The 23,185-nt window shown below is 58.7% G+C and carries 21 protein-coding genes and 1 pseudogene; 7 read left to right on the forward strand and 15 right to left on the reverse strand.

Annotation, left to right across the window (positions count from 1 at the left end):
- The coding region (locus HV744_RS36900; protein ID WP_217469188.1) for a hypothetical protein at positions 1 to 320 on the forward strand (320 nt) is incomplete at its 5' end.
- A 19-nt stretch (positions 321 to 339) separates the two neighbouring features.
- On the opposite strand, the gene HV744_RS33715 is transcribed toward HV744_RS36900, so the two are convergent.
- The 4 genes and pseudogenes from HV744_RS33715 to HV744_RS33730 form a co-directional block, all read right to left on the reverse strand.
- Positions 340 to 774, reverse strand: coding sequence for a phosphate-starvation-inducible protein PsiE (locus HV744_RS33715; protein ID WP_175153629.1), 435 nt, complete (start codon positions 772 to 774; stop codon positions 340 to 342).
- 509 nt (positions 775 to 1,283) lie between these two features.
- A pseudogene (locus tag HV744_RS33720) lies at positions 1,284 to 1,712 on the reverse strand (SDR family NAD(P)-dependent oxidoreductase); the annotation flags it as partial.
- A 25-nt stretch (positions 1,713 to 1,737) separates the two neighbouring features.
- Positions 1,738 to 2,961, reverse strand: coding sequence for an MFS transporter (locus HV744_RS33725; protein WP_246279327.1), 1,224 nt, complete (start codon positions 2,959 to 2,961; stop codon positions 1,738 to 1,740).
- Positions 2,954 to 4,168, reverse strand: coding sequence for a serine hydrolase domain-containing protein (locus HV744_RS33730; RefSeq protein ID WP_175153631.1), 1,215 nt, complete (start codon positions 4,166 to 4,168; stop codon positions 2,954 to 2,956). Before HV744_RS33730 ends, HV744_RS33725 begins: the two co-directional genes overlap by 8 nt.
- A 115-nt stretch (positions 4,169 to 4,283) precedes the next feature.
- Between HV744_RS33730 and HV744_RS33735 the strand changes: the two genes are divergently transcribed.
- Complete coding sequence (locus HV744_RS33735) at positions 4,284 to 5,168, forward strand: LysR family transcriptional regulator (protein ID WP_175153632.1); 885 nt, start codon at positions 4,284 to 4,286, stop codon at positions 5,166 to 5,168.
- A gap of 204 nt (positions 5,169 to 5,372) precedes the next feature.
- On the opposite strand, the gene HV744_RS33740 is transcribed toward HV744_RS33735, so the two are convergent.
- The 9 genes from HV744_RS33740 to HV744_RS33780 form a co-directional block, all read right to left on the reverse strand.
- Complete coding sequence (locus HV744_RS33740) at positions 5,373 to 7,097, reverse strand: ATP-dependent helicase (protein WP_175153633.1); 1,725 nt, start codon at positions 7,095 to 7,097, stop codon at positions 5,373 to 5,375.
- A 9-nt stretch (positions 7,098 to 7,106) separates the two neighbouring features.
- On the reverse strand, positions 7,107 to 7,952 hold the full coding sequence (locus HV744_RS33745) for an ATPase (RefSeq protein WP_175153634.1): 846 nt from the start codon (positions 7,950 to 7,952) through the stop codon (positions 7,107 to 7,109).
- A 76-nt stretch (positions 7,953 to 8,028) separates the two neighbouring features.
- The gene (locus tag HV744_RS33750) at positions 8,029 to 8,658 is read right to left on the reverse strand and encodes a hypothetical protein (protein WP_246279328.1); all 630 of its coding nucleotides are present in this window, start codon (positions 8,656 to 8,658) and stop codon (positions 8,029 to 8,031) included.
- The gene (locus tag HV744_RS33755) at positions 8,655 to 9,902 is read right to left on the reverse strand and encodes a TrbG/VirB9 family P-type conjugative transfer protein (protein WP_175153635.1); all 1,248 of its coding nucleotides are present in this window, start codon (positions 9,900 to 9,902) and stop codon (positions 8,655 to 8,657) included. Before HV744_RS33755 ends, HV744_RS33750 begins: the two co-directional genes overlap by 4 nt.
- Positions 9,899 to 10,678, reverse strand: a complete 780-nt coding sequence (locus HV744_RS33760) for a transglycosylase SLT domain-containing protein (RefSeq protein WP_425497897.1) — start codon at positions 10,676 to 10,678, stop codon at positions 9,899 to 9,901. Before HV744_RS33760 ends, HV744_RS33755 begins: the two co-directional genes overlap by 4 nt.
- A gap of 22 nt (positions 10,679 to 10,700) precedes the next feature.
- A complete protein-coding gene (locus tag HV744_RS33765) occupies positions 10,701 to 11,957 on the reverse strand; it encodes a TraB/TrbI/VirB10 family type IV secretion system protein (RefSeq protein WP_175153637.1) in 1,257 nt (418 codons plus the stop codon).
- 2 nt (positions 11,958 to 11,959) lie between these two features.
- On the reverse strand, positions 11,960 to 12,823 hold the full coding sequence (locus HV744_RS33770; RefSeq protein WP_175153638.1) for a TrbG/VirB9 family P-type conjugative transfer protein: 864 nt from the start codon (positions 12,821 to 12,823) through the stop codon (positions 11,960 to 11,962).
- A gap of 5 nt (positions 12,824 to 12,828) precedes the next feature.
- Complete coding sequence (locus HV744_RS33775; RefSeq protein ID WP_175153639.1) at positions 12,829 to 13,539, reverse strand: VirB8 family type IV secretion system protein; 711 nt, start codon at positions 13,537 to 13,539, stop codon at positions 12,829 to 12,831.
- A 974-nt stretch (positions 13,540 to 14,513) separates the two neighbouring features.
- Positions 14,514 to 15,938 carry a replication initiation protein gene (locus HV744_RS33780; RefSeq protein ID WP_175153640.1) on the reverse strand — a complete coding sequence of 475 codons (1,425 nt, stop codon included), beginning with the start codon at positions 15,936 to 15,938 and terminating at the stop codon, positions 14,514 to 14,516.
- A gap of 662 nt (positions 15,939 to 16,600) precedes the next feature.
- On the opposite strand from HV744_RS33780, the gene HV744_RS33785 reads away from it, so the two are divergent.
- The 3 genes from HV744_RS33785 to HV744_RS33795 all read left to right on the forward strand — a co-directional run bounded on the left by HV744_RS33785 (position 16,601) and on the right by HV744_RS33795 (position 20,409).
- Positions 16,601 to 17,815: a ParA family protein gene (locus HV744_RS33785; protein ID WP_175153641.1), complete on the forward strand. Its 1,215-nt coding sequence runs from the start codon at positions 16,601 to 16,603 to the stop codon at positions 17,813 to 17,815.
- Positions 17,812 to 18,780 (forward strand): ParB/RepB/Spo0J family partition protein, encoded by a 969-nt coding sequence (locus tag HV744_RS33790; protein ID WP_175153642.1) that lies wholly within the window; start codon positions 17,812 to 17,814, stop codon positions 18,778 to 18,780. The genes HV744_RS33785 and HV744_RS33790 overlap by 4 nt, the downstream gene beginning before the upstream one ends.
- A 774-nt stretch (positions 18,781 to 19,554) precedes the next feature.
- The gene (locus tag HV744_RS33795; RefSeq protein WP_175153643.1) at positions 19,555 to 20,409 is read left to right on the forward strand and encodes a hypothetical protein; all 855 of its coding nucleotides are present in this window, start codon (positions 19,555 to 19,557) and stop codon (positions 20,407 to 20,409) included.
- 121 nt (positions 20,410 to 20,530) lie between these two features.
- On the opposite strand, the gene HV744_RS37830 is transcribed toward HV744_RS33795, so the two are convergent.
- The gene (locus tag HV744_RS37830) at positions 20,531 to 20,806 is read right to left on the reverse strand and encodes a site-specific integrase (protein ID WP_246279329.1); all 276 of its coding nucleotides are present in this window, start codon (positions 20,804 to 20,806) and stop codon (positions 20,531 to 20,533) included.
- Between HV744_RS37830 and HV744_RS38145 the strand changes: the two genes are divergently transcribed.
- Entirely contained in the window at positions 20,795 to 20,929 is a 135-nt protein-coding gene (locus tag HV744_RS38145) for a hypothetical protein (RefSeq protein WP_281363691.1), read from the forward strand. The two genes, HV744_RS37830 and HV744_RS38145, sit on opposite strands and share 12 nt — an antisense overlap.
- A 316-nt stretch (positions 20,930 to 21,245) precedes the next feature.
- On the opposite strand, the gene HV744_RS37835 is transcribed toward HV744_RS38145, so the two are convergent.
- On the reverse strand, positions 21,246 to 21,863 hold the full coding sequence (locus tag HV744_RS37835) for a hypothetical protein (RefSeq protein ID WP_246279330.1): 618 nt from the start codon (positions 21,861 to 21,863) through the stop codon (positions 21,246 to 21,248).
- Positions 21,864 to 22,527: 664 nt separating this feature from the next.
- On the opposite strand from HV744_RS37835, the gene HV744_RS33805 reads away from it, so the two are divergent.
- The gene (locus HV744_RS33805) at positions 22,528 to 22,755 is read left to right on the forward strand and encodes a hypothetical protein (protein ID WP_175153644.1); all 228 of its coding nucleotides are present in this window, start codon (positions 22,528 to 22,530) and stop codon (positions 22,753 to 22,755) included.
- Positions 22,756 to 23,185 lie beyond the last annotated feature (430 nt).

The following is a 23,185-nucleotide window of genomic DNA, read 5'->3' on the forward strand; positions in this document are numbered from 1 at the left end:
CGGAGTACTCCGCGGTTTCCTCCATCGAGGCTCGTTCGACGCCTGCCAGCGAAGCTCGGTGGCGCACTCACATTCCTGCGGGCGTTGGCAGGCATCGACCAACCCTAAACGATTTCAGCCGATGGCGTGCACATCCCGAAGTCGAGGTTTCTTCAAAACCACGCGTCAAAATGAAAAAGCCAGTGACATCAAAGACGGACTGGCTTCATCGAGACCACACATTGAACGTACTGCGCCCGTGCGAGCAGTATGACCGCGACGCACCGGCGGGCGTGGACCCGCACCTCGGTGATAATGACGCGGAGTTACCCAGCGACTAACCGCATGGCCATTGCCCGCTTAGCGCGCACGCTCGTCAGGCCGTTCGTCGGCATTGCTTGGATACCTGGACTGTCCATAACGAATCAGCAGCACACCTAGCGCTATCAGCAAGATGGCGCCAGCCGAGGCGACAAGATGCAGCTCGGTATTCGCGCCAGCGCGCAGGATGACATCGCGGGCGATAGAGACCATGGCTATATAGAGCGGAAAGCGCACCGGCAACTGCCCCGCCTTCAGGTATTGCCCGACCATGGCAAACACTTCGAGGTATAGAAACATGAGGAGCAAATCAGTCAGCGTAACGCCGCCGGAGTCCGTCATCTTCCAGATCAGGTGCCCCATCGCCAGCGCGGTCCCGATGCCGATGGCCAGCAAGCCCACCAGTTCGGCCATCTCTATCACTTGTTCGAGCCGCCTTTTGATGCTCCGGTGCAGAGCGCCTTCATACTTCATCCACACTGCTCCCTGAAAGGTTGAAATGATATTTCGACATAGCTGCACATCGACGCAAGTATGGCTGCATTAATTGCATGCCACGCCCGCAGCGGAAGCAGCGAGACCGGGCAGGCCGTGCCGTTGAGAAGAGGATTTGCGGCCAGTGGCGATGAACGCGGCACGAATCGCGAGCTTCACCCGGATAACACGGGCACCGCCCATTGATAACTGCCTCCCCGTTCATTTTTGAGGAACGGCACGCCAGACGCTAGCATATTGGCAATGTCGCATCGATGCGTCACAGCGTCGCCACCGGATTGGCACCGCGACATTACGAACGCTGCCTCATCTTCTCAATGCGGCCATACGCCGGTCACGAAGGAAGCGGCGGCTCGGGGTCGACTACGGCCCGACCGCGTTGGGCAGAAGTCGGCCAGTTTGAGACATTCGACGCTACGGCTGAATCGTCGACAATCCCGGATAGCTGCCGGGAAGTACAACATAGCGTGTTTCCTTGTGGATACACCCTAGCCCTTTGCATGCCCTGCCGCGAAATCCAGGGCTTGCCTCGGCCTAAGGATTTTCTCGACGAGCCGAGCTGCCCCTTGACGGCTTAATAGCCTTTGCAGATTGGCGAGCAACCGGTTCTTCACCCCGACTACCCGATGGCTTCTGTTTCGATCCACTGCCCAAAACGCATCCTGGACGACACTTGCAACGGACATCGGCGTCCCGACCGCAGCCTCTTTCGCACCAACGACATCGAAGAAAGCAGTTTGTGTCGCACCTGGACAGAGCGCGACAACCCTGATTCCACGATGACGGTTCTCAGCCCAGATGGCTTCGGAAAATGAAAGGAGAAACGCCTTGGTTGCGCCGTAGACGGCCATGTAAGGATCGGGCTGAAATGCCGCCGTTGATGCAACGTTAATGACAACACCATCGGATTTTACCCGTCAGTCGGCACAATGCCGAGTGTATTCACGCACCCCTGCTACTACGCCGCGGAGCCCGCCGCCAAGTCCCTAACACGACCGAAAGCGTAATCACGAGCAATCCAGCCGCACTCCACGGCAACGCGCCGGGACCGACCAAGGTGATCGTCATCGCGCCAAGTACACCGCCGCCCGCGATTGCCAGATTCCAAACCGTGACGATCAACGATTGCGCAATGTCGGCCAGGTCACCGGCCGCTTCCGCCGATGCGGTCTGAAACACGGTTGCCACACCGCCAAATGCTAGCCCCCACATGGCAACACCAGCAAAAACCGTGGCGCCCTGATGAGCGGCAACGCCCATCAAGACCGCCCCAGAAGCGAACAAAAGCATACTCGCGATCATCAACTGCCTGAGCCACTTATCGATCGTCAAGCCGACCACAACGATCCCCAACAGTGCCGTCAGACCGAATACCAGCAACACCGCATCGACACGATTCGCGCTGCCCGACAACGCCACGAACGGCGCGATATACGTGTAGAGCACGTTATGCGCGAGCACGTAGAGGAAGGTTGCGACGAGCACCGTCCTAAGACCGGGCCGACGCAGCGTCGCCATCACGCCGCCGGACTCGCTTGACGACTGCCCCGCGAAATCCGGCACGATCCCCCGCACGCAGACCGTCAACGCCAAAGCCAGCGCGCTAAGGGCGCCGAACGTCATCCGCCAGCCCACGGACGCACCCAGCCACGTGCCCACCGGAATTCCGATCGACAATGCGAGGGGCGTCCCGACCATCACAACCGCGATTGCGCGTCCTCGAAGACGCGGCGGCGCCATCCGCGCGGCGTAACCGGCAAGCAAGGACCAGATCACGCCTGCCGACACACCCGCAATAAATCGCGCCACAAGTATCACCGGATAGCGCGTCGAGACCGCAGTGATCGTATTGACCACGAAGAATCCTACGATCGACAGCATTAGTAACGAACGACGCCGCCACTGACGCGTGACGATGGCCAGTGGGATCGCGGCCAGCAATGAGCCGATCGCATACGTCGTCACGAACTGCCCGATCAGTGCTTCGGAGACGCCGAGATCGGCGCTCATTTGCGTCAGCAATCCTGCTGGAAGCGCCTCGGTCAGGATAGTTATGAAACCGCACGTCGCGAGCACGAGCAGGCCCGCAACCGGCAGACGCTGCGAACGTCCGGACCCCACGGCATCGGACGCGACTTCGCGCGCGGCGAGATCGACGTCACTCATGGTCGCAGTCTCCGTCATTCGAGACGCGCGCCGCGCCGTACACGGCGTCGCGCAACATGGCAACGAACCCGCCAGACATCCCTTCGTACAGTGTATTCGTGAACGCTACGACGCTCAGTGCGCGCGCGCGATCGACGAACCACGAGTGGCCATACGCGCCACCCCAACGCCATGTCCCGACCGACTCCGGCGAGTTGGCCACCAACGGATCGCGCAACACCGAGAAACCAAGTCCGAAGCCATATCCGGGCGCATCCGGCGGACCTGCATCGTCGGTCTGGATACTGACCATTTCATCGACCAGCGCGGACGGCAGCAATGCTCCGCCGCCACTGCGCAACGTGTCGAGCAAGCGAAGGAAGTCGCCTGCAGTGCCGACCATTCCCGCCCCCCCCGACGCAAACGCATCGCGATCGAGCGCGCGCGACGGCGCAAAACGAATCCCCGACGTGCCGTCGAACGGCGCGACAATTTCCGCGGCGCGCATCCGGCGTGGCTCGGGCTCGTCGTTCACATACGCCGCACAGAGCCGCTGTGGGTCCGTTGCGAAGAACGCGGTGTCGGCCATTGCGAGCGGTGTCGTGACGAGCGCCTGAACCGCGTCCTGAAGGGTCGCACCGGTCACGCGTTCGATCAACAACCCGAGCACGTCGATCGACAGCGAGTAGGCCCACGCGGTGCCGGGCTCGTAACACAGCGGCAGGCTTGCAATCCGGCGCACATTGTCTTCGAGCGATAGCCCGGACGAATCCATCCCGTCTGACACACCGGCTTGCGCATACGGTCCCGATTCGTCCGCCTCGAGAAATCGGTAGCCGAGGCCGGCCGTATGCGACAGCAACTGACGCACGGTGATCCGCGGAACGCGGCCATCCTGGAGACGCGGGCGGAAATCGGGGAGCCAGCGCGTCACATCGTCGTCGAGTCCGAGCCGCGATTGCGCGACCAGCACCATCGCTGCGGTGGACACAATCGGTTTGCTTATCGACGCCAGCCGGAACACTGTGTCCTCGCGCATCGGCTGCGCGTACTCCCGATCTGCGAGACCGGCTGCACGCCGGTAGAGAGATTCTCCCTGGTCCGCGATCAGGACTACCACGCCGACCAGTCGCTTTTCGTCGAGTGCGGCATCGATGACTGCATCGACGCGCTGCGCCAATGTGCGCGTGTCTCTGTTCAAGTCCGCTGAGAAAGATCTCACTGACATCCCCAATCCTTTAGAAGTGTGAGTCCGTGGATGGTACGAGCGCACCTACTAAAGAAAAACAGGCTAGAGTTCCGCTTTGACCGGACACGTATGTCCGCAATGGAGGAGCGGCTCTTTGGAAAGTCTGAACGGCTTTATAGTCTTCGTGCAGGTCGCTGAGACCCGCAGCTTCGTCGAAGCGGGACGGCTGCTCGGGGTGTCGGCATCGGCGGTCGGCAAGCGTGTCGCGAGGCTTGAGCAACGGCTCGGCGTGCGCCTGTTTCATCGCAGCACGCGTAGCGTCACGCTGACCTCCGAAGGCGCGCTGCTGCTCGAACGCAGTCGCCGCATACTCGGTGAAATCGAGGCCGCCGAACTGGAGCTGTCGCAACGGGCCGAAGCGCCACGCGGCCGATTGCGCGTAAGCTTGCCGCTCGTCAGCTCGCTCGTGTTGCCGGTCCTCGCCGACTTCATGCGCGAGTATCCCGACGTGCAACTCGACCTCAACTTCACTGACCGGATGGTCGACGTGGTCGACGAAGGATTCGACGCGGTCGTGCGCACCGGTCCGCTATCGGACTCGCGTCTGTCCGCTCGCTGCCTCGGCACATTCCGCCTGTTGCTGGTCGCGTCGCCCGCTTATCTCGCGCAACACGGCACGCCCACCGTCCCCGCCGAACTGCTGAACCACGTCTGCCTGCACTATCGTTTTCCGAATACGGGAAAGCTCGAAGCGTGGCCGCTGCGTCGCGCGGACGGCGACCCCGAAATCCCGCTGCCGATCTCGATGGTTTGTGACAACATCGAGACGCGATTGTGCTTCGCGTTGCGTGGGCTGGGTATCGCCTGTCTGCCTGCGTTTTCGGTGACGCAGGCGCTTGCGGACGGCTCCCTTTGCGCTATTCTCGACAACCACGTTGAACGCGTCATTGCACTCAATGTGATCTGGCCTTCAGGAGGAAACTTGCCACCGAAGCTGCGCGTCTTTATCGACTTTTTGCATGAGCATTTGCATATGTAGCGCAGCGATTTCGCTCGTCATGGCGACATGAACCGCTATTGCCATCTGGGTCATCGCGAATGGCAGCTTCGGAGAAACGCGAAGGTCCCTATCGGGTCGATGACGGCCGTTCCCAAACCGACTGCAGCCGGCTACCGTGGATTGGGCAATCTGGACTCCTGTCTCCACAAACGACAGGTGGTGTCCCATTGGCGCTAAAACGGGCTACGCTGCGTCTGTGGCCGGCTCAATCTGTGCCTCCGTGACGAATCGCGAGGCGAAGTTTTTTGCGGTACCTGAGATTGTCAGCGACTCGCGTGCGCGTGTCATGGCAACGTAGAAAAGCCGCCGCTCTTCGGGCTCTGTGGATTTCTGATCGGGAACGACGGTTTCCTCCGAGCGCGCAATCCAGACATGATCCCATTCCAAGCCCTTCGAACTGTGCATGGTGGTCAGGATGAGCGCGCCTGGCGTCGGCTGGTTGTTGTCCTGGCGGAGGAACAGCAGCCGCTCGGCAAACGTGCCCGTGAGGCGTGACAGCACGTCGGAGGTCGCCTGAATCGTCCGGATGCCGCTTTCCTTTTTCGTGTACTTCAGCATCCATTCGCTTACGCCTGAGAGGACCAACGAATAGAACTTCCGGTCACACAGGCCACGCCATTCAGTAAGCCGCTTCATGAACTCGCGGTAGTTGGTCGCCACGTCTTCGGGCAAGCCCAGCTCGACAAGCTCTGCGCGTGCTTTCTGCGTCAGCTCAACACCCATGTTCGCGTGCAATGCCCGCAACTGCTCAGCACGCAGGCCGAGATGCGCGAGCACGGCATCCAGTCCGGTCTCCTTGATCCGCTCGACAATTTCGAGCAGGTTGCACATCAGCGCACCCTCTGGCCGGCTCAGCACCGACGCGCCGGAAGCGCGGTAATACTTGACGCCGTGCGAACGGCACACGGTCTCGAGCGGATCGAGGATCCGATTGGTGCGTGCGAGGATCGCGCAGGTTTTGCCATTTTCCAGCATAGGCGCGAGCGCTTCGATCGCCGCTGTCGCTTCAACATATTCGTCGGCGTGCCGCGAGGCGAGCACGCGCCCGCCCGCTCCTTTCTCGGCACGAAGCACCTTGGCGATGCGGTCGACATTGTTCCGGATAACGCGGTCGGCGGCCGCCAGAATCTCCGAGCGGCACCGGTAGTTGCTGCCGAGCACAACCGGCTTCGCGTCAAATTCCTTGATGAAGGATTCCATGCCGCGATAGCCTAGCGCCTCGCGAAACGCATAGATGCTCTGGTCATCGTCGCCCACCACGGTCACGATCGACCCCGCTTTCGCGTGAAGCTCGATCCAGCGGTACTGCAGCGGATCGGTGTCCTGAAACTCGTCGACGAGCAGGTATTTGAACGGATACGGCAGGATCGTGCCGTTCTGCATGCCTTCAACGGCGAGCCGCAGCATATCCTGAAAGTCGATCTTGCCGTTGCGCGCGAGCGCGTCCTGATACGCGTGATAAAGCTGGCCGTCGGCGCTTTCTGCGTCGCAACGGCCGAAGTTAGTCTTGATCTTTTCGATCGTTGGAATGACGTCTTCGGCCTTCCCTTCGAGCCCAAGATCCTGCATGACCCGGATTAGCAGTCCGAGCCGGTCGCCATCGCTCGCAATGTCGAGCGCGCGGGCGCCGGGCCGCTGAAGCTGCTTGAATGCAAGCGAATGGAATGTCCCCGCGATCAGGCGTTTCTTTACCGCCTTGCCCGCCGCCCCGAGGATCCGTTCACGCAGTTCGATGGCGGCATCTTTCGAAAACGTCACTGCGCCGACGACCGCCGCGTCCTCCTGTAGCAGTAGCGCGGCTTTGGTGGCGATCGTTTTGGTCTTGCCCGCGCCGGGGCAGGCGATCGCCACGCAGTTCTGGCGCAACTGGGCGACTTCCCGCTGCTGGGGGTTCAACTCGTCCAGCATGCCGCCTCCTTACAGGCCGCGAACCGTCGTCATCAGGCGCAAGTGCGTCATGTAGCCACGAACGCCCAACGGATTGACCTTCTTCAGGAAGCGCACCGTTTCGTCGTCCACGTCCGACTGATCGCGAATGCCGTTCCAGACCATGAAGTCGAAATGATCCATTACGCGATCGAACCTCGTGATTGCCGTGAGAACACGCATCGAAAACCGCGAGTACACCTCGACCTGGAGTTCCAGCGCCGGCATCGGAATCGTCGGCTCGAACACAAAATCGCCGTTCTGACGAAGCTCCGCTTCCTTCTGCTGACGGTAGCCTTCAGTTACGCGCGTCACCTCATCGACGTACTGCTCGATGGCGGTAAGCTGCTTCTCGAAGAAGTTGTTGACCGCGTCCTTGTCGTCGGCGCCGAAGGTGGACTCTCCGAAGCGCTGCATGTTGACGCTCATGCGGTTCAGGTATGGCCACCATTGTTCGAACAGCGGCTTCAGGCGGGTGTGATTCAGCCGGACTTGCGCAGGCACCACTGCCGCGCCGGAAAGCTGACGCTCCATCAACTGCCGGCCAATTTCGCGACGGCGCTTGATGATCGCGATACGCTCGCTCGCCGGCAGATCGCGGAACATCTTGCGGGTCCTGGCCACTTCCGCGCGCTTCATGTTTGCGTCGGCCGTGGAGATCACGCCTTCCTTTTGCAGACGGTCAGCGTCCGCTTCCATCTGCGTCAACTCGTGCTCGAGTTCACCCTCGCCTGCTGCATCGTGGCTAGTAAATGCCTCGGGCGCTGCGGCCACCGGGGTCGCGGCCGCAGCGGCGGTCGCCGCTTTCTCGAGTTCGGTTTCTGTGACAATGCTCATGTGCCTCTCCTGAGTCGGACCTGTGTCCGGTTGCGTCGTTGGTAAATCGGGCACGCGAGACGTGTCCCAACAATGTTCATTGTTGCGGGGGCAACCCGTCGATCACCAGTTTTGCTGCCTGAACAAAACCGATCCGTTTGCCAGCGTCACCGCTGAACGTGCGCTCAAGATGTGCCCAGAACGCGTCGAAGTCGGGACACTTCCCCGCCCTCAACGCTTCGTGCATATCGACCGAAGCGTTCTCGAGTTCCTTCCTGCCATCGATCTCCAGTCTCCCGCCCGATGGCGAAAAGCGACGAATCGCTTCCTGTACCAGTACGTGAGACAGGCGATCGCAGAAGTCGGATAGCTCGCGCTCGGTACGGTAATCAGCTCGGGTCTGTGCCGCGCGGTAGTAATGCGGCTCGTCGTTCGGAAACAGCGCGGCTTCTGCCGCACACACTTCCAGATATGCGGCAGCGGCCTTCGTCTGTGCATCCTTGAAACGTTGAACGAGTGCTGTGTACATGGTGCATCCCTTTGTGAAAGCGACGGGACACCACGCCAGAGCGGGGGTGGTCCCGTCTGGGTAAATGAACGATCCGCGCGCAGCGGACGCAGGTTGCGATGCGCCGAACTGCGCTGCGTCATCGAGGCAATCAGCCCACGCGGGGTCACTGCAAACCAGCGCACCTAGACAGAGCGCGGGGACGACGCTGAGATTCATGACTTGGGCCGATCAAAGAACCGGACGTCGTGCTTGCGATTGACATTCACGATGTTGCCGTCGGCGTTCACGATGAACTGGTCGGCCGTACCGTTGAACTTGTAATAACGTCCCTTCTGCTCGCCCGATCCGAGATGCCCGACGTCCGAGACCTTCACATTTCCAACGGTGTCCGCAAACTTGAAGTAAGTCGATCCATCCTTGTCGAACACAGCTTCAAGTCCCGCACTGTTTTTGCTGTCGAAGGAATAGATCTCCCCTGCAACGCGTGCGACCTCGACGCTGTCCGAGCCGTTCGAAACGACAAACCGGTCCACCCGATTGATCGTTACGACATTGTTTGAGTCGTCCCATTTTGGCTTGAGAGAGTGGCCGTCCATGTCCTTAAAGACAATCTCTTTTGCAGGCCTTTGTGAAAAGCGGATCTGCATATGCGTGTCGTCACCGTCGCGAATTGCCAGCGCGCCAAATCTCGACGCGAGCGCCGAGTCGCGGGCCGGGGCGCCGTCCCCCGCCGCAACGCCTTCGACACTAGTCGAAGCGCCACCAACAGGCGGAGCCCCAGCCGAAGCGTTCGCCGGCGCGGCGCTCGCAACGTAGTTGACCCCAGCGGACTTTGCAGCTGCGCGACGCAACGAAACGTGGCGCGTGTTGAAGTCGACATCGGCGTACAGATCGACCGAACCGAGCAGGCGATCGATGGATTGCATCCAGTTTTCGCCATCACGCGTAGCGAAACTCTGCGCGGACGTCAGATCGACGTCCTTTTGAGCGGAGCCTGTCCAGCCTTGGGGTACTAGCGCCTTCACAAGTTGTGAGAGCGGTAAGGTTGCGTTCATCGAACGCGTGCTCTCCAGACGTGGACGCGCACCGATGAGTGCCAGCCGGTTCGAGAACCCTGCAAAGCCGACCGGCATGTCCCCGCTCGCGTTGCCACGTTCTGAAGTGAAGCTGTTCGCCTTTTTCCAGCGCGCCGTTGCGCTCCCACCGCCGATCGAATAGCCGATCACTTCGGGAGTACCTGGCACAACGATGTAAGGGCCTTCTGCGTGTCCTCCGTCGACCTTCAGAGCTTGGCCGGCGCGCGGTTGAAAATACGTGTCGGTGCCGTCGTTGAAAACGAGGGCAGGCCGCTCGCCTACATTGCCGTTGATCTGGTAATCGAAGTCGAGCGGATCGGTGCTCGCGGCCGACGCGGGCAGCGAAATCACTGCCAGCGCGATAATGGTTAGCGTGTGCTTCATAGACCGCGGTCGATTTGAGAAAGATGCTGGATGAATCGCGCGAGATATTCGCGGCCCGGTTGCGGATTCGCGCTGTGGTAGTACGCAACGGCCTTTACGGCTGAATTCGTTTTTCGATAGTTTTCGTTGAGAATGTCTTCAGCCACATGAATATTCGTCGCTGGCGCAAGCGCATCCCAAGGCGACGCAAAACGCTTTGAGTGATAGCACCAGTGGATTTGCATGAGGCCCACGTCGAAATCGCAGCGACCGTCCGAGATGAGGAAGCGAACCGCCTTGTACGCATCCTCACGCGAGCGAAAAAAGAAGCCACGCCCCGCTACATTCAGCGTCCACGGCCACGCACGGCCGTTGTAAGAGGACTCGTTGAGCGCGATGCCTGCGAGGATCTTCGCGTCAACGCTCGTATGCATTTCTTCGAATGGCGCTTGTGCCGACGCGCAAGCCCAGCCGCCTCGCCGCTCGGTCAGCGCCGCCTGCGCGTCATCAGTCAGAACAGCGGGTTTCAGCCAGCCTGTGCGTACGAGCAGCCGTTGGAGAGTGTCGGGTTCTCCGTCGACGGTGACGGATGCGAAGCCGCCCTTGCCCGGCTCGATGGTCTGGCCTTGCAGTCGTTGCGCCCATGCGAGAAACGGCTTCAGCCCACATGCGTAAACGGGTGTGCCGGCCAGCTCGACAATCGAACGTTGGCCACCGTCCTTAACGACGAACAGTGTTGGGCTGATCGCGGTGTCGATTACGGCCGCACTTGTCGGCGAACTCGCGGCGGCGAGCATCAACAAGGCCGCGGCAGCACACCTAATCATGGTACGGCTCCATCACGATGTCCTGCGTCACCTGAACGAGGAACTTCTGGCCGGGGGGCACCGTTATCGTCGGCGGGATATTCTGGTTACGCTGTAGGACTGCCTGCGCGGTCGTTGCAGCAACCTGGCCTGCCGTGCTTCCAAAGGTCGTCACGCCATTTGCGTTGGTGGTTGTCCCGGTGGTCGCGCCGTTGTCAAACGCATTCAGCAGGATTGCAGTGATGAATCCCGCGCCGAAGATTTTCAGGAAATGGTTGTTCACATCACCGGAAAAGCCCGCATAGCCGTTCTCGTCTGCGCCCTGCATGCCGTTCATCGGAACACTCTTGCCGTTCGGCAGGCGGAGACTGGTCGAGGCAACGAGCAGCCGTTCCTGACCGACCTTGATGTCCGCGCTGTATGCGCCGTTGATGAATGAGCCTTTCGGAATCATCAGGCAGTCGCCTTGCAGGCTGTCATAGACGTCTTCGTCGACCATCAGCGCCACGCGACCCGGTTTGTCCGAGTTCAGTCCTTCAACGGTCTTCACGTGAATGTTGTGCGGAGGCGTCAGCGTGCAGCCACGCGACCGGCCATTGAAGGTGGTCTGTTCGATGCCGTCCTGCCCCGCCGTTTCCTTCAGGAAGGCGCGATCGCAGTCCTCAGGCGCCTGGCCTTGTTTCGCGAGCGCCATCGCATCGGCGGTGTTCGGTGCCGCTGCCGCTGCTGCCGCGGCACGTTGAGCGCGGAAATCGTCCAGCGAGGGGACACCAGCCGGAAGCGTCGATGTCTGCTGGTTCGCGTTCCTGGACGCGCCTGCCTGCTTGAAGACTGACGATGTGTAGATCGCGTCCTTGTTATTTTTGTCGGCAAGTTCGCGCGGGGCAGTCCCATCTCTTGTGAGTTCGCTCTGGAAGTCGTTGCCTGTCAGCATCGGGTTGACGATAGTGTGTCGCGCTGCGGCCGCATCCGACGCAGCACGCGCAGCCGCCTCAGACGCCGCGGCTTCCTGCTGCTGCCGTATGACCTGGTCAATGTCCGATGTCTTCGTCGCCGGCACTTCGGTACTGCTTTTCAGGGCGATAGCCTTTTTCAGGCGTGCTTCTTCCTGCGCCTGGTTGCTAGCCTTGAGTTCATAGTAGAAGCCCAGTCCACCGATCACGAGACCGGCGAGCAGCCCGATGCTCATGATCGCGTTGCGCGGCGTCTTGCCCTTGACGAGAGCCTGCTGCTCTGCGTTCGGCGCAGCCTGATCGTTTTTCGTTGTCACGATCAGAACACTCCGAATACGCGATGGCGACCGCGCGTCACGGTCACTTCATCCTTGCCGGACACGAGAACAATTTCGTCTGCGAGCCGCTGGAAAACCAGAAAATCGCCACGCCGGATGAAGTTGCCAACCACGCGGTCGCCACCATCCATGTACATCGGGACCGGCCAGGTCTGAGCCTTGGCAGGCATACGCATCCAGACGGAATGACCGTCATCGAACACCACCTCGGGTCTGAATTCGGCGCTCCCGTCGACAGAGTAGTCCCAGTTAAGCTTGTCGGGCGCAACGCTGATACGGCCGGAATCGCCGCCGCGCTCGCCGGCACCCGCGGCCTCGTCGCGGACATTCGCGCGAGCGACGGGCGCGTGCTGATACTGGAAGCGGACCGTCTGATAGAAGAAGCCTCCAGCAGGCGAAGAGATCAGCGTGAAGTCGTATTCGCGCCGGTTGGTCGTCAGGTGCAGAGTGTTCACCAGATCCGCCTTATGCGGCTTGATGAACACGTGATTCATCTTGTCATCGTCGATTTCCCACTGGATGCTGTCGCCCATGGCGGGGTCTGCAATCAGCTTCTCGCCCGGCTCCAGTTCAATCGTGGTGAGTTTCAACGGCGCGGTGAGAACGCGAAAAATCTGGTCGCGACTGTACGGGAACACGCCGATTCGGGCATCGCCCGGCATCGTAAGCGGGTCCGCCCCACCATTGAACGGATTCACGGGGCTCATTGGATCGCCGGCGATCATCGTAGCGTTAAATACACCGGCGTCGGAAGGTCGTTTGGCGTGCGCCGCCGTTGTCGCGAGTATGGCAGCCGCGAGCAGGACGAGAGTGCCGAGAGTCGGCCGTTGGCGTTTCGTGATCATTGGGGTCAAGCTCCACCGGTCCGCTCAAGGCGGTAGAACGGGACATAGATGCCGAAGGGATTGGCGGTCAGCGCCGCGTCCTGGGTCGGTGCAACGATCTGATAGCGCAACGTCAGCGCATAAGACTTCACGTCTGGCTTCCCAGTCGCACCCGCCTGTGACGTCGTCGTCGTGAATTCAACGAGAACGGTCTGATCCTCAAGGAGCGCAATGTTTCTGACGTTCACTTCACGGATCAGCTTTGGATTGGCAGTGATGGCCTGAAAAGGCGCGTCGTTCCGCACCCAGATCCCGAACTGCTCCGTCGCTGCCCCGATCATCTGGGCCTTCACCGAATTGATGTTGGCCGACATGCGGGAGGTTTGAAGGCTGTCGGTCAGGACGGGCTCGATCGTGAACCAGCGAACGGTCATATCCTTCATACTTGCGCGGATCGCCTGGGCATCTGGCTTGTACGCGACGAGTTCTGTCACCACGGGATGGCCGTTGACGTCTGCAGAAACGCCGACGACACGGGTAACCGACGGCGGCGGCTGTCGGGTCCAGACAGCACCGCCCGCAATTGCGGCCAGGCCGAAGGCCATCAGCATCCAGCGATTGGTTTCAACCTTCAGCCGCGTAACTGTTTCGAAGATCACTTTGCTCGGATCTTCCTCGGCATACATGCCGGGGGCCGTCGATAGCGCGGCCTGACGCTTGTTCCTGAAAAGACGCATGGCAACCCTTGATGAATGGCTACCATTGGAACAATTTTCAGGTGGGCATTTGTGGCGAAAGGCACCGAGATTTAAGCGCCTTTTGGCCAAACTCTTGGTGTGCCGCGATCGGTACGGGACCGGTCTGAGGCTATAACGTGTTACAGCCAGTTGCGGACAAAGACCGCGATTTTCTTCATCTTTCGACTGCCGACAAGACCGGAGCGAATGCTAGAAAAAAACCTGAGGGATGCTCGAACTGTTACCAATGCATCGGTGATCCAATGTTGGTAACATTCGGTCGGTTTAACAATACTTTAATAATCAATGACGTATGGGTAGCCAAGCAAGAATGACGCTATAACACGTTACGCTTGGTTGCGTTAACCGAAACACTTATGCGTCAGGACCGCGCGTAAGCCGCCTCGCACCTCTCGCGCTCGACCTGGGATCTCAGCACGCGACGAAATGGTTGAAGAGGATTGCTCATCGCGCGGAACCGAGGTCGGTTGCTTCGGAATAACCCACTCTCCACGCGTTATCGACGTCCTGATAGCTGACGCGTGTGCGTGAAAGTAGCCTCTTGCACGTGCGTGCGGTCAGATGAAAGCCCGGTATTGGACATGGACTGCCGCGGGTTCATATCGCCGCCGGCCAAGCTCTCAAGCGCAATGGAATACTTGTTGGGAGCGCGGAGGCGGACTCCGCGTTCTGCCTCGATTGACGCCTACAGAGCCTGAGATTTCTAAAATGATGAACCGGCTCGACCGCGGATTTCATGCGCTACGGACATCGAGACGCATGGCTGACATGCGCCGTGGACGGAAAAATGAGATGTAGGAAGAGAAAGCCGCCTGACCTAATGGATCGGGCGCCGCCACGAATATTGCTGATGCACGTCCACGTCCTAATCTCGGGTTCTCGTCTTTTGCCGGAGAATTCGCGGGATAACTGTGCGCGAGTGCTAAAAACGGGTCAATCTGTCGACCGGGTCCCTAAGTCAAAAGGGCGGACTGATTCGACTCGCCACCAGACATCCTCTTTCGTTTCGCGAAGACATGTGTACAAAACGAGTCCGCGACAACCCGATCTTCATTGAGGATATTCTGCGGATTCAGCTTGTCCCGTTTTAGGCCCTGCTTTTCGATCAAGCGCTGTGGCATCAGGCCTCGCACAAATGAGCTAAACAGTTCTCGTTGAGTCGCGGCATCGGCAGCTTCGAAGAGCTCGCGGCCGATCCTAGCTTCGTTCGCGATTTTTGCCCGGGCAGCTTCGTTCTGGGCTTCAAAGCTGGCATTCAGCTTCTCTTGAGCGGTGCTTCGCGAGCGTATCTCGTTCTTACTTTCCTTGAGCAAACTGGCCTTTACCGACGCCATTTTCCTGTCGGCGTCACCGATTCGATAGTTCCCAATGAGGGCCTTCCACAGGTAACCCTTGGGGCTAGAAGTAATCTTTCCTTCATTTAATCGATGTCGAGTGTATTCAACGGCCTGTATGAGCCGCTCGTCAGTCCACTCGGCGCGGTTCTGTGCGATACGTTTGAATTCCTCTGTACCGAAAGCAAACTCGTCGTGAAGGATGAGGTACATTGAATCATCGATTCCTGCGCGCGCCGCGTCGGCTCCCTGCTTCTTCGTAAACCGAAAACGTATCTTCAGCTTTTCGGGAGGGAGCCGGTCACCGTTAGCTTCCCAGCTAACGTCGAAATCCGAGACTTCGTTTAGCTGGGCGATGGCTGGTTCAAGGAATCGCTTCTTAAATTCCTTCACTTCCCTTCTGGATTCGCCGACCTTCCCTGGCCATTCAAGGACGTCTTCGTACGCGAACCATTCAGTCACACCCGGACCCTCGCATGGGATCAACCGGTCGTAAATCGCTCTAGAAAGGGAAAGGGAAAATGCCGTCGACGCCCGCAAGCTGAGCCAGTGCGCCTTGTAAGGGCTAATAAGGTACTTAATCACACGCCCAGACAGCAAAATACAAACGAGATTGCGATCGATGTAGCAGTCGCCCAGCAGACTAATGGTTCCCCAAGCGTCTTTGTCTGTTAACTCTTCGATTGACGGCGCCGTCATGATTTCGACACGTGCCTTCGCTGCGGCTCTCATCTGGGCGATGAGGTGGCTGTGGTTTCGACTGTCGTAGCGCATCAACCACTTGAAGTAGTTGATTTCGGCGGTGAAGGTGTAGACCTTATCGTCTATCAGTTCGTCAGGTGCCTTCGCGGCAACGAGGAAATAGGCAGCATCCAACACGCGGCGCGCGGCGATACCGAGCCCGCCTACGCGGGTGAAAATATTATTGCGCAGAAAACCGATGTCTCTCGTTGCATCGCTTATGGACGTGCCTTGCCCGGACATATCTTCGTAGATGTCCAAGGCTAGCTGAAGCGGGGTAACGGGAAGGTTCTGGGTTTCCATTCAGTTCAGTTCCATGCCGGGCACTCTAGCAGGGACGCGATGTGTGTCAACACAAAAACCACCCCTACAACGAGGTCTCGAGCATCTTACCCAAGCTCGCCTCGCACAAAAACCGTCCCGTCGCCGCCCAAATTCCACCCCGCTTTACACAATCTCCACCCGTGTAATCCCAATTTCCGTCTGCAGCATCCCAAAAACCGCCCCATGGAGCACAAAAACCGTCCCTATCCACAGGCCCGAACGTTGATTCTCAAGGGTTTTCTCCTGCGTGTTAGTTTGTGGGTCGGTTTATATTTTTTAAATAAACTTACAAACCCAGGCTGGCAATAATCGACGTCACCGATAGATTCCCTGACCTCAGGGAAACATAAGTGATTGATTACGCTAAATAAATTGGCGTCGCTCAGCTAAACACAAAAACCGCCAATGGGTTGCTTTTTGTGCTGATTTGGCGGTTTGCGACGCGAGTGACCAGCCGGTCCTCTTGGAGCGAATGCTGCTATCGAAAGGATTTAATGGCGTCAACGTAGCAAAGGCGGGGACAAAAAGGCATGTTAGCGGCCGATTTTCGGAGAAACATCAAAAAAACCGCCGCCGAACAGGATTGTTTACACACTTTAGTGTATTCTGCGCTTCAACGTCAAAACACGGAGAAGCGCAGAATGGTACACGTAGGCACCCTACCGATGGAGGATCGAAAGGTCACTTTGCGCGAGGTAGCCGATTTCGCGGATAACCTCGCTCCTTTCTCCGACAACCTCCGCGAGCAGATACTCGCGCCGCGGCCACGCAAGGAAGCCCCAATCTATACCATTAGTGAACTCGCCGAGATGTGTAATCTGACACGGCAGCAGATTCAATATCTCGCAACGAAACCCGATTCAGGGCTCCCGACCGGGACGTTGAACGGTACCGGCCGCAGTCGTACGTTCACTCTTGCGGAGTCCCGCGTCTGGATTAAGTTGGCATCTGACATCTACCAGACTCGTCTCGGGGAAGCCGACGGCAACTTCCGGGGCAAGGTAATGGCCACCGCCCAGCTTAAGGGAGGGTCGGCCAAAACGACGACAACGGTGTGTCTAGCGCAGGCGCTTACACTCTTTGGCCGAAAAACGTTGTTGATCGATCTAGACCCGCAGGCATCTGCTTCAGAGCTTTGCGGTCTCTACGCCGAGAAGGAAATTACCGGTGAAGATACAGTCCTCCCTTACATCTTCGACCAGAACGTGGAAGGGGGACTTGGCGCGCAGGTGCAGTCGACTTATTGGGATGGTCTTGACATCATTCCGGGGCACACTTTTCTGTATGGCGCTGAGTTCCTGTTGCCGGCACGACAGAAGACAATGCAGGGCTACAGGTTCTGGTCGGTTTTGCGCGAAGGCTTGGAGCCGCTGCGGTCTCAATACGACTACATTCTGATAGACACGTCTCCTTCGTTGTCTTACATGAACCTGAATGCGCTTCTCGCTGCAGACGCTTTAGTCATGCCGATGATTCCGGAGAATCTGGACTTCATCAGTTCGCTGGCATTCTGGCGCCTATTTTCAGACGTAGCCGAAGACTTTCTCCCATACGAGGAAGACAAGGCCTATGACTTTATTTCAGTGCTGCTGTCCAAGGTGGATTACGGAAAGACGTCGTCGGCACCCGTGGTTCGACAGTGGGCACAAAGCGCTTATGGTCGTTGGCTCGACCCGTTTGAGATTCCGGCCAGTTCAGTAATGAGTGGCGGTGCGCTTTCATTCTCGACTGCGCTGGACATCGTCAGCACCCATTCCAGCGCGAAGTCGTTGCAGCGCGTAAAACAGCCCATGATGCAGTACGCAAAGTGGCTGGACGATATGTTTGTTAAAACCTGGAAGGAGTCAGCAGCATGACCAATATCCGCGAGCAACTGTTGGCAAAAACCGCGAACTTGGCAACGCCCGCCGACTTCAAGGGTGAAGGCAAAAAGTCCTCCCGAGGCCCGCAGACGATGCCCGGTATCACGAGTGCGTTGGCAGTTGCTCAGCTTCGCATCGAGGAACTAGAGAAGCAAGGCACCGTTACAGAGGTTGCGGTTGACGACATCTCTCCGAATCCTTGGCAGCCTCGTCGACAGTTCAACGAAACGAAACTCGCCGAACTGGCGCGGTCGATCGGGGAAGTTGGACTGTTGCAGGCCGTGACGGTTCGCCGAGTCGGTGACGCGTACCAACTGGTAGCTGGGGAACGGCGCTGGCGCGCGCACAAGCTGCTGAACCGCGGGACCGTTAAGACGGTCGTGATTGAGTGCTCGGATCAAGACATGGCGGCGCTCGCTCTCATGGAAAACGTGACCCGAGACGATTTGTCTGATTATGAAATCGCGATCGCCATTAGGCGTGCCGAATCAGAGTTTCCGAAGCGAACACGGCTTGCGGAGGTGATGGGTGTCACACGGAGCGACCTCTATAGATTTCTCGCGTTTGAGGACCTGCCGGACTTTGTCAAACGCGACCTCGACTTGAATCCTTCGCTGCTTGGGGGCTCCGCGGCACAAGATATCGTCTTGGCCCTGAAGAAAACAGGCGAACCCGGCCTCAAGGCACTTGTTGATATATGGCCACTGGTTTCGTCTGGCGACTTGGGAGAAAGCAAGGTGGCGTCGACCATAGGGTCGCAGGTTAGTCGGGGGACCTCCGTGCGTGACGCTGGCGGGCGAAGCATTCTGAAAATTTTTGCGGGCAAGGCGCAAGCCGGAAGCATCACGAAGGACAGCAAAGGGCTGACTTTGAAATTCAAAGCCGGAATGATGACGGACGAACAGGAGGCTGAGATTAGGGAGCACATTGGAAAGATGTTCTCCATTCGGCCGGAGTAGAAACAAAAAGAACCCGCGAATCGCGGGTTTTTTGTGGGCGTGGTACGCCCGGAAGACTTGCCGAAAATTCGTCCTTAAGCACGATGGAGGACGTAGTTGACGGGGCATCGTTACAGTTTTTCATCATTTCGTGCCGGACTTCAAAAAGTGTCCGGATCCGGACGCTTTAAGAGGTAAAGAAACACCTCTTATCGGGTTCCGTTGGGGCGGCGTCCCACATCAGACACGGACCACACGGCCGTCCCCAAAAAAGTGTCCGGATCCGGACACTTTTTGGAGCACAGCATAGCGACTGGACCAGACGTCGCCTCTGCGCTGATCGTCGGGCCAAATTTGGTCCCTCTATGATCCCGATGCCCGCTTGCCCTTTCACGTGGCCACATTTTGGTCCAATAAGTTTCCAAGAGACCGCTGCGCCACGTGTGGCGAAACTCTTTGGCCCTTTGTTGGGCGAAAATCTGGCCCAATGCCTCGGGCGGCATACGAACTCTATTGCGACTGGAGAGAGAATGAGGAAGCAAAAGCTCGCGAAATCTATGCGGCTTTCGCTCACACTCCTTACAACTGACTTGGACGGTTGCAGGTAGACGTGCCCATCCTGTTACACCGGGCCATCGAGTCGACCGTGTCTGTCACTTGACAGAGGCGGCCAGCAAGTTGAAATAAGTATCCCTTTCGAAATCCCGGCATAGAGCTAATTTTTAGTAATCTTTTCGGCGGACGCTGGCAAATCCGTCGAGAGATACTTCGACCGTATCGTTTGCATGCACAGCCATGAACCTCAATCTAACTCCGGACGCGGGACAGAGCGTCGTCGACAACCCGCTACATCTCGCCGCACTTTATCGGACGGGGTACGGCAAGCGCTGGAACTCGCTGCGAGAGGCATCGAAGCAACTGTTGTCCTTCAACATGCGCGCGAGCGCTAATCGGATTCAACAGGCGGTCAAAGTTTCGGAGTTTCCGGACGAAATTCTCAATCTTTTCAGGCAAGCAGGCATCGTCAATCGCACAGCGCGAGAGCTGATCCGCGCGAAAAACGAGCAGGGTCTTGATCGGCTGACAATTCGGGCCGGGACGATTGATCCAGCCGGAAAGTCGAGAACGCAAATACTCTCGCTTCTGTGCGGCAACGAAGGCGCCGGCTCTTCATATCGGGCATATACGAACGAGCGGCCGATCGTACTCAATGAAAGGTATCGCGACGGGCTGCGTTCAGGATTGTGGTCATCGACACGCGAAGCCGCAGAGGTCATGGGCGTCACGCAATCACGGATAGCGGAAGCCGCGATGGTCGCGGCCTTGCCGGAAGAGGTGCAAGCACTGTTCCCAGGCCAAAGTCTAACCTCAGCGATTGGCTGGCAGCTTGTTCAGCTAACGAAGCTGCGTGGAAGCAGGGCGGTCCGAGAGGTAGCCATCGAGGCGCGCGCGTCTATTCCGCGCCTGTCGCGACAGCAGTTGATGAACCGCTTTGCAGGACTTAAAGGCAAGGGCGTCGATGTAAAAGTGAAGCGCGCCGCAGGAAGACTCGTATTGGAATTTCATTGCGACGCAGACGATCCAGCCAACGAAACGCGGCTGTCGATGATCGCGATGTGGCTCCGGGACGTAAAGCCTAACGCGCGGTGAGGCCATCGAAAAAATCGACATACTGGATTTGACTAAGAGCACGCGCACCGAACAGCCGTATGCACGCTGAGATATCCTGTCTTCAGGCGGAAATCGCGTTCTAGCAACGCCTCGGCCTTGTTCAAACTTCTGCCTGCCACAGGAACGTTTCTGCTTCCCGGTACTGACGCCCGAGTTCCGCTGTTGCATAAATGGACGTGGTATCGAGGGAGTCGTGGCCCGCAAAATTCCACGCACTTTCGAGGTTCATGCCGTTGGCGAGCGCGTGGGGGCTGTTCTCACTCATCGCCGCTGCCGTCACCGCAGTGAAAAAACGCTTCACGGCCCCGTACAACAGTTCGTGATGAATTGGCCGGGCCTGGCGGGCGAGGGCAGCCACCGCTGCATGAACGTCCATGCCGCATTCGGCAGCTTCGCGGCGCACGCGCCCGATGTCGCGCTCTTCGGGCAGGGCTGGAACGAGCGGCGTGCCGACCGGGCAGGCGAGTCGATCGCGCGGGAAGCCGCGCGCCTCAGGTAGTCGCTGAGCGCCCTTACCACCGCCGGCACGAGGGGCATAAAGCGTTCCCTATCTCCGTTGCCTACAACACGCAGAAGGTGAATAGAGCCAACCTCCGTGCCGGCATAGCGCACGCTCGTCGGTGAAGCCACCGCAGAGTTCCGAACGGCGCGGTCCGGTGCTGTATGCGAAGGCGAGCACGAAGCGCGTGCGGGCCGCCGTGGCCGAGTCAGGCATGCCATTGAGCACCCGCATTGCAAATGTTCACGCCTCTTTCGTCAGGCTGCGTTCCACTAGGACGCGCGGCTTTGCAGCAACTCGCCGCTCATTGCCGGCGTCATCGGTTTCGCTCCCTCGGAACACCTTGATCTTCGCGAAAGCGTTGTGGTCGATGTACTGCGCATCGACGAGATCCCCAAAAAACATTTTCAGGGCCGCGAGCGCGTCCTGCCGGCTCTTGACCGAAAGTGGGGCGGCGAAACGGACGCCAGGCCAGATCGTGACGTGGCGCCGGGTTTCTGTTCACCCAGTCCACTGCAGGTTGCGGATCAACGAGAAAGCGGTTGACGTGTTCGCGCGCGTCGTTGACGTCAAGGCTCGGCTGGGGTTTGCCTTTCGCAAAATTCGCCCACAGCAGCAGCTGTCCGGCTTCCGCGCGGTACTTCTCGCGCGCATCCCGGTTCTCATAGTCAGTCAGCCAGAACTCAATCGCCTGCATGTCGTTCTTTGCGCCACTGTTGTTCGTGATCACGTTGCGGTTGGCCCCGCGCGACCCGTCCAGGTCGGCCAGCCCGGACAACTCCAGCCCTTCGAGGTAGCCCCGAAAGAACGCGAGGCGCTGCAGCCCGACCCGGCGCGTCTGGGTCTCCTGGCGCCGCTTACGCCGGGGCCGCGATTTCGCGCCGGGCGGTCGCTCCGGCGCGACTGGCGTCTTACGAAATAAATGTAGAGGCACTTGGTCATCGGCGCCTCATAATATAAGGAGTCCTTACCGATATCTGCTCCGAGTTTTCGTTCCGGCCGACCGAAAGTAAAAGCTGAAAATCGTGGAGATTGGAAGTGACTGTCGTAAAGGTCGGGGGGACCTTTTGCAAGGGCGATCGCGAATGCTATGAAAAAGCATCAGGCGGGTGCAAAACGCATTGCGCCGTGAAACATCGCCTAGCAAACTTATAATGTGGCAAATGCCCCGTCTGATCTGGCCTTTCAGCCAATCCGGGGCGAATGTTTCACGGGATAATTGGGGGTGTAGCAGGTCAGACGCGTTTTATAAGCGTATTTTTGACGTTGGAACGCGCCAACGACCCATCCAACTGTGGGCTGTATGGTTTGTCACGTAAAACGTATATTTCGCTACAGATCGGTTCGCGTCGCAACTGACGTACGAAATTTCATCCTTAAAACATAGGCGGCCCGGCTCATGCAGCCAGACATCCTGCCACGCTATTCGTTACCCGCGCACGTCCTTTCTGTACTACAACTTGTTAATCGAGTCGCGAACCCGGTGCCTGAGAGCGTGCAGAAGTTGGGGAGGCTCCCAAGGGGACCGTTCGGTGGCGGCGCCGGTTTCACTTGAGGTAGGCTTACCAGTCTCGCAACGGTGGGAGCTAGCCACGCGGTTGATCATCGAAGCAAGATTGGTCGACGGAGACAGTGACACGGTCGAGGAGGGCGACGGAGTTCTGGCCGTCGTTGAGCGCCCTGATTGCAGTCTTGCCGAACTCGGCCTGACTCTCGCGGAAGGGCGGTCGCTGCTGGCGAAGGTGCAGGCCGAGCTCATTTCGAAACAAGTTCAATGGTGGCTCTCAGGCCAGACTGCATGGCACAGGTCAGAGTCGCGGTTTTGAACGGGGAATTCTCGTCCCGTCGCATTTTGGCACTCAGGATTGCCGACTCGCGTTACGGCAAATGCATCGGGCCAACGTCGGCAGGCGGGCGCCGGCCAACGGACAGAACAGACAGTGCAGTCATGCCGTAAGCCAGGGACACCTGACGAAATGTACTTCCCCAACTTTGGCACGCTCTCACTTCGCGCGAAACAACTCAGGACCTGGCGCGGGCCGTGGATAGACTTGCTTGTAAAGGTTATGGCGCTCCAATCTGGCGAGACGATACGCTGCGATTGACGGAACCTACCAAGGCGTGTGCGGCCACAGCTTTTGTCAGAACTTGTGACGGATGCCCACGGTTGCCGCGACCTGGTTGGAGGTCGACGAAGGAGAGAACAGGCTGATGTTTGCAACCGCCGGTGTGCCGGTGGAGTCGGTGCCGGAGGCG

The organism is Paraburkholderia ultramafica, assembly GCF_902859915.1.
Lineage (GTDB): Bacteria > Pseudomonadota > Gammaproteobacteria > Burkholderiales > Burkholderiaceae > Paraburkholderia > Paraburkholderia ultramafica.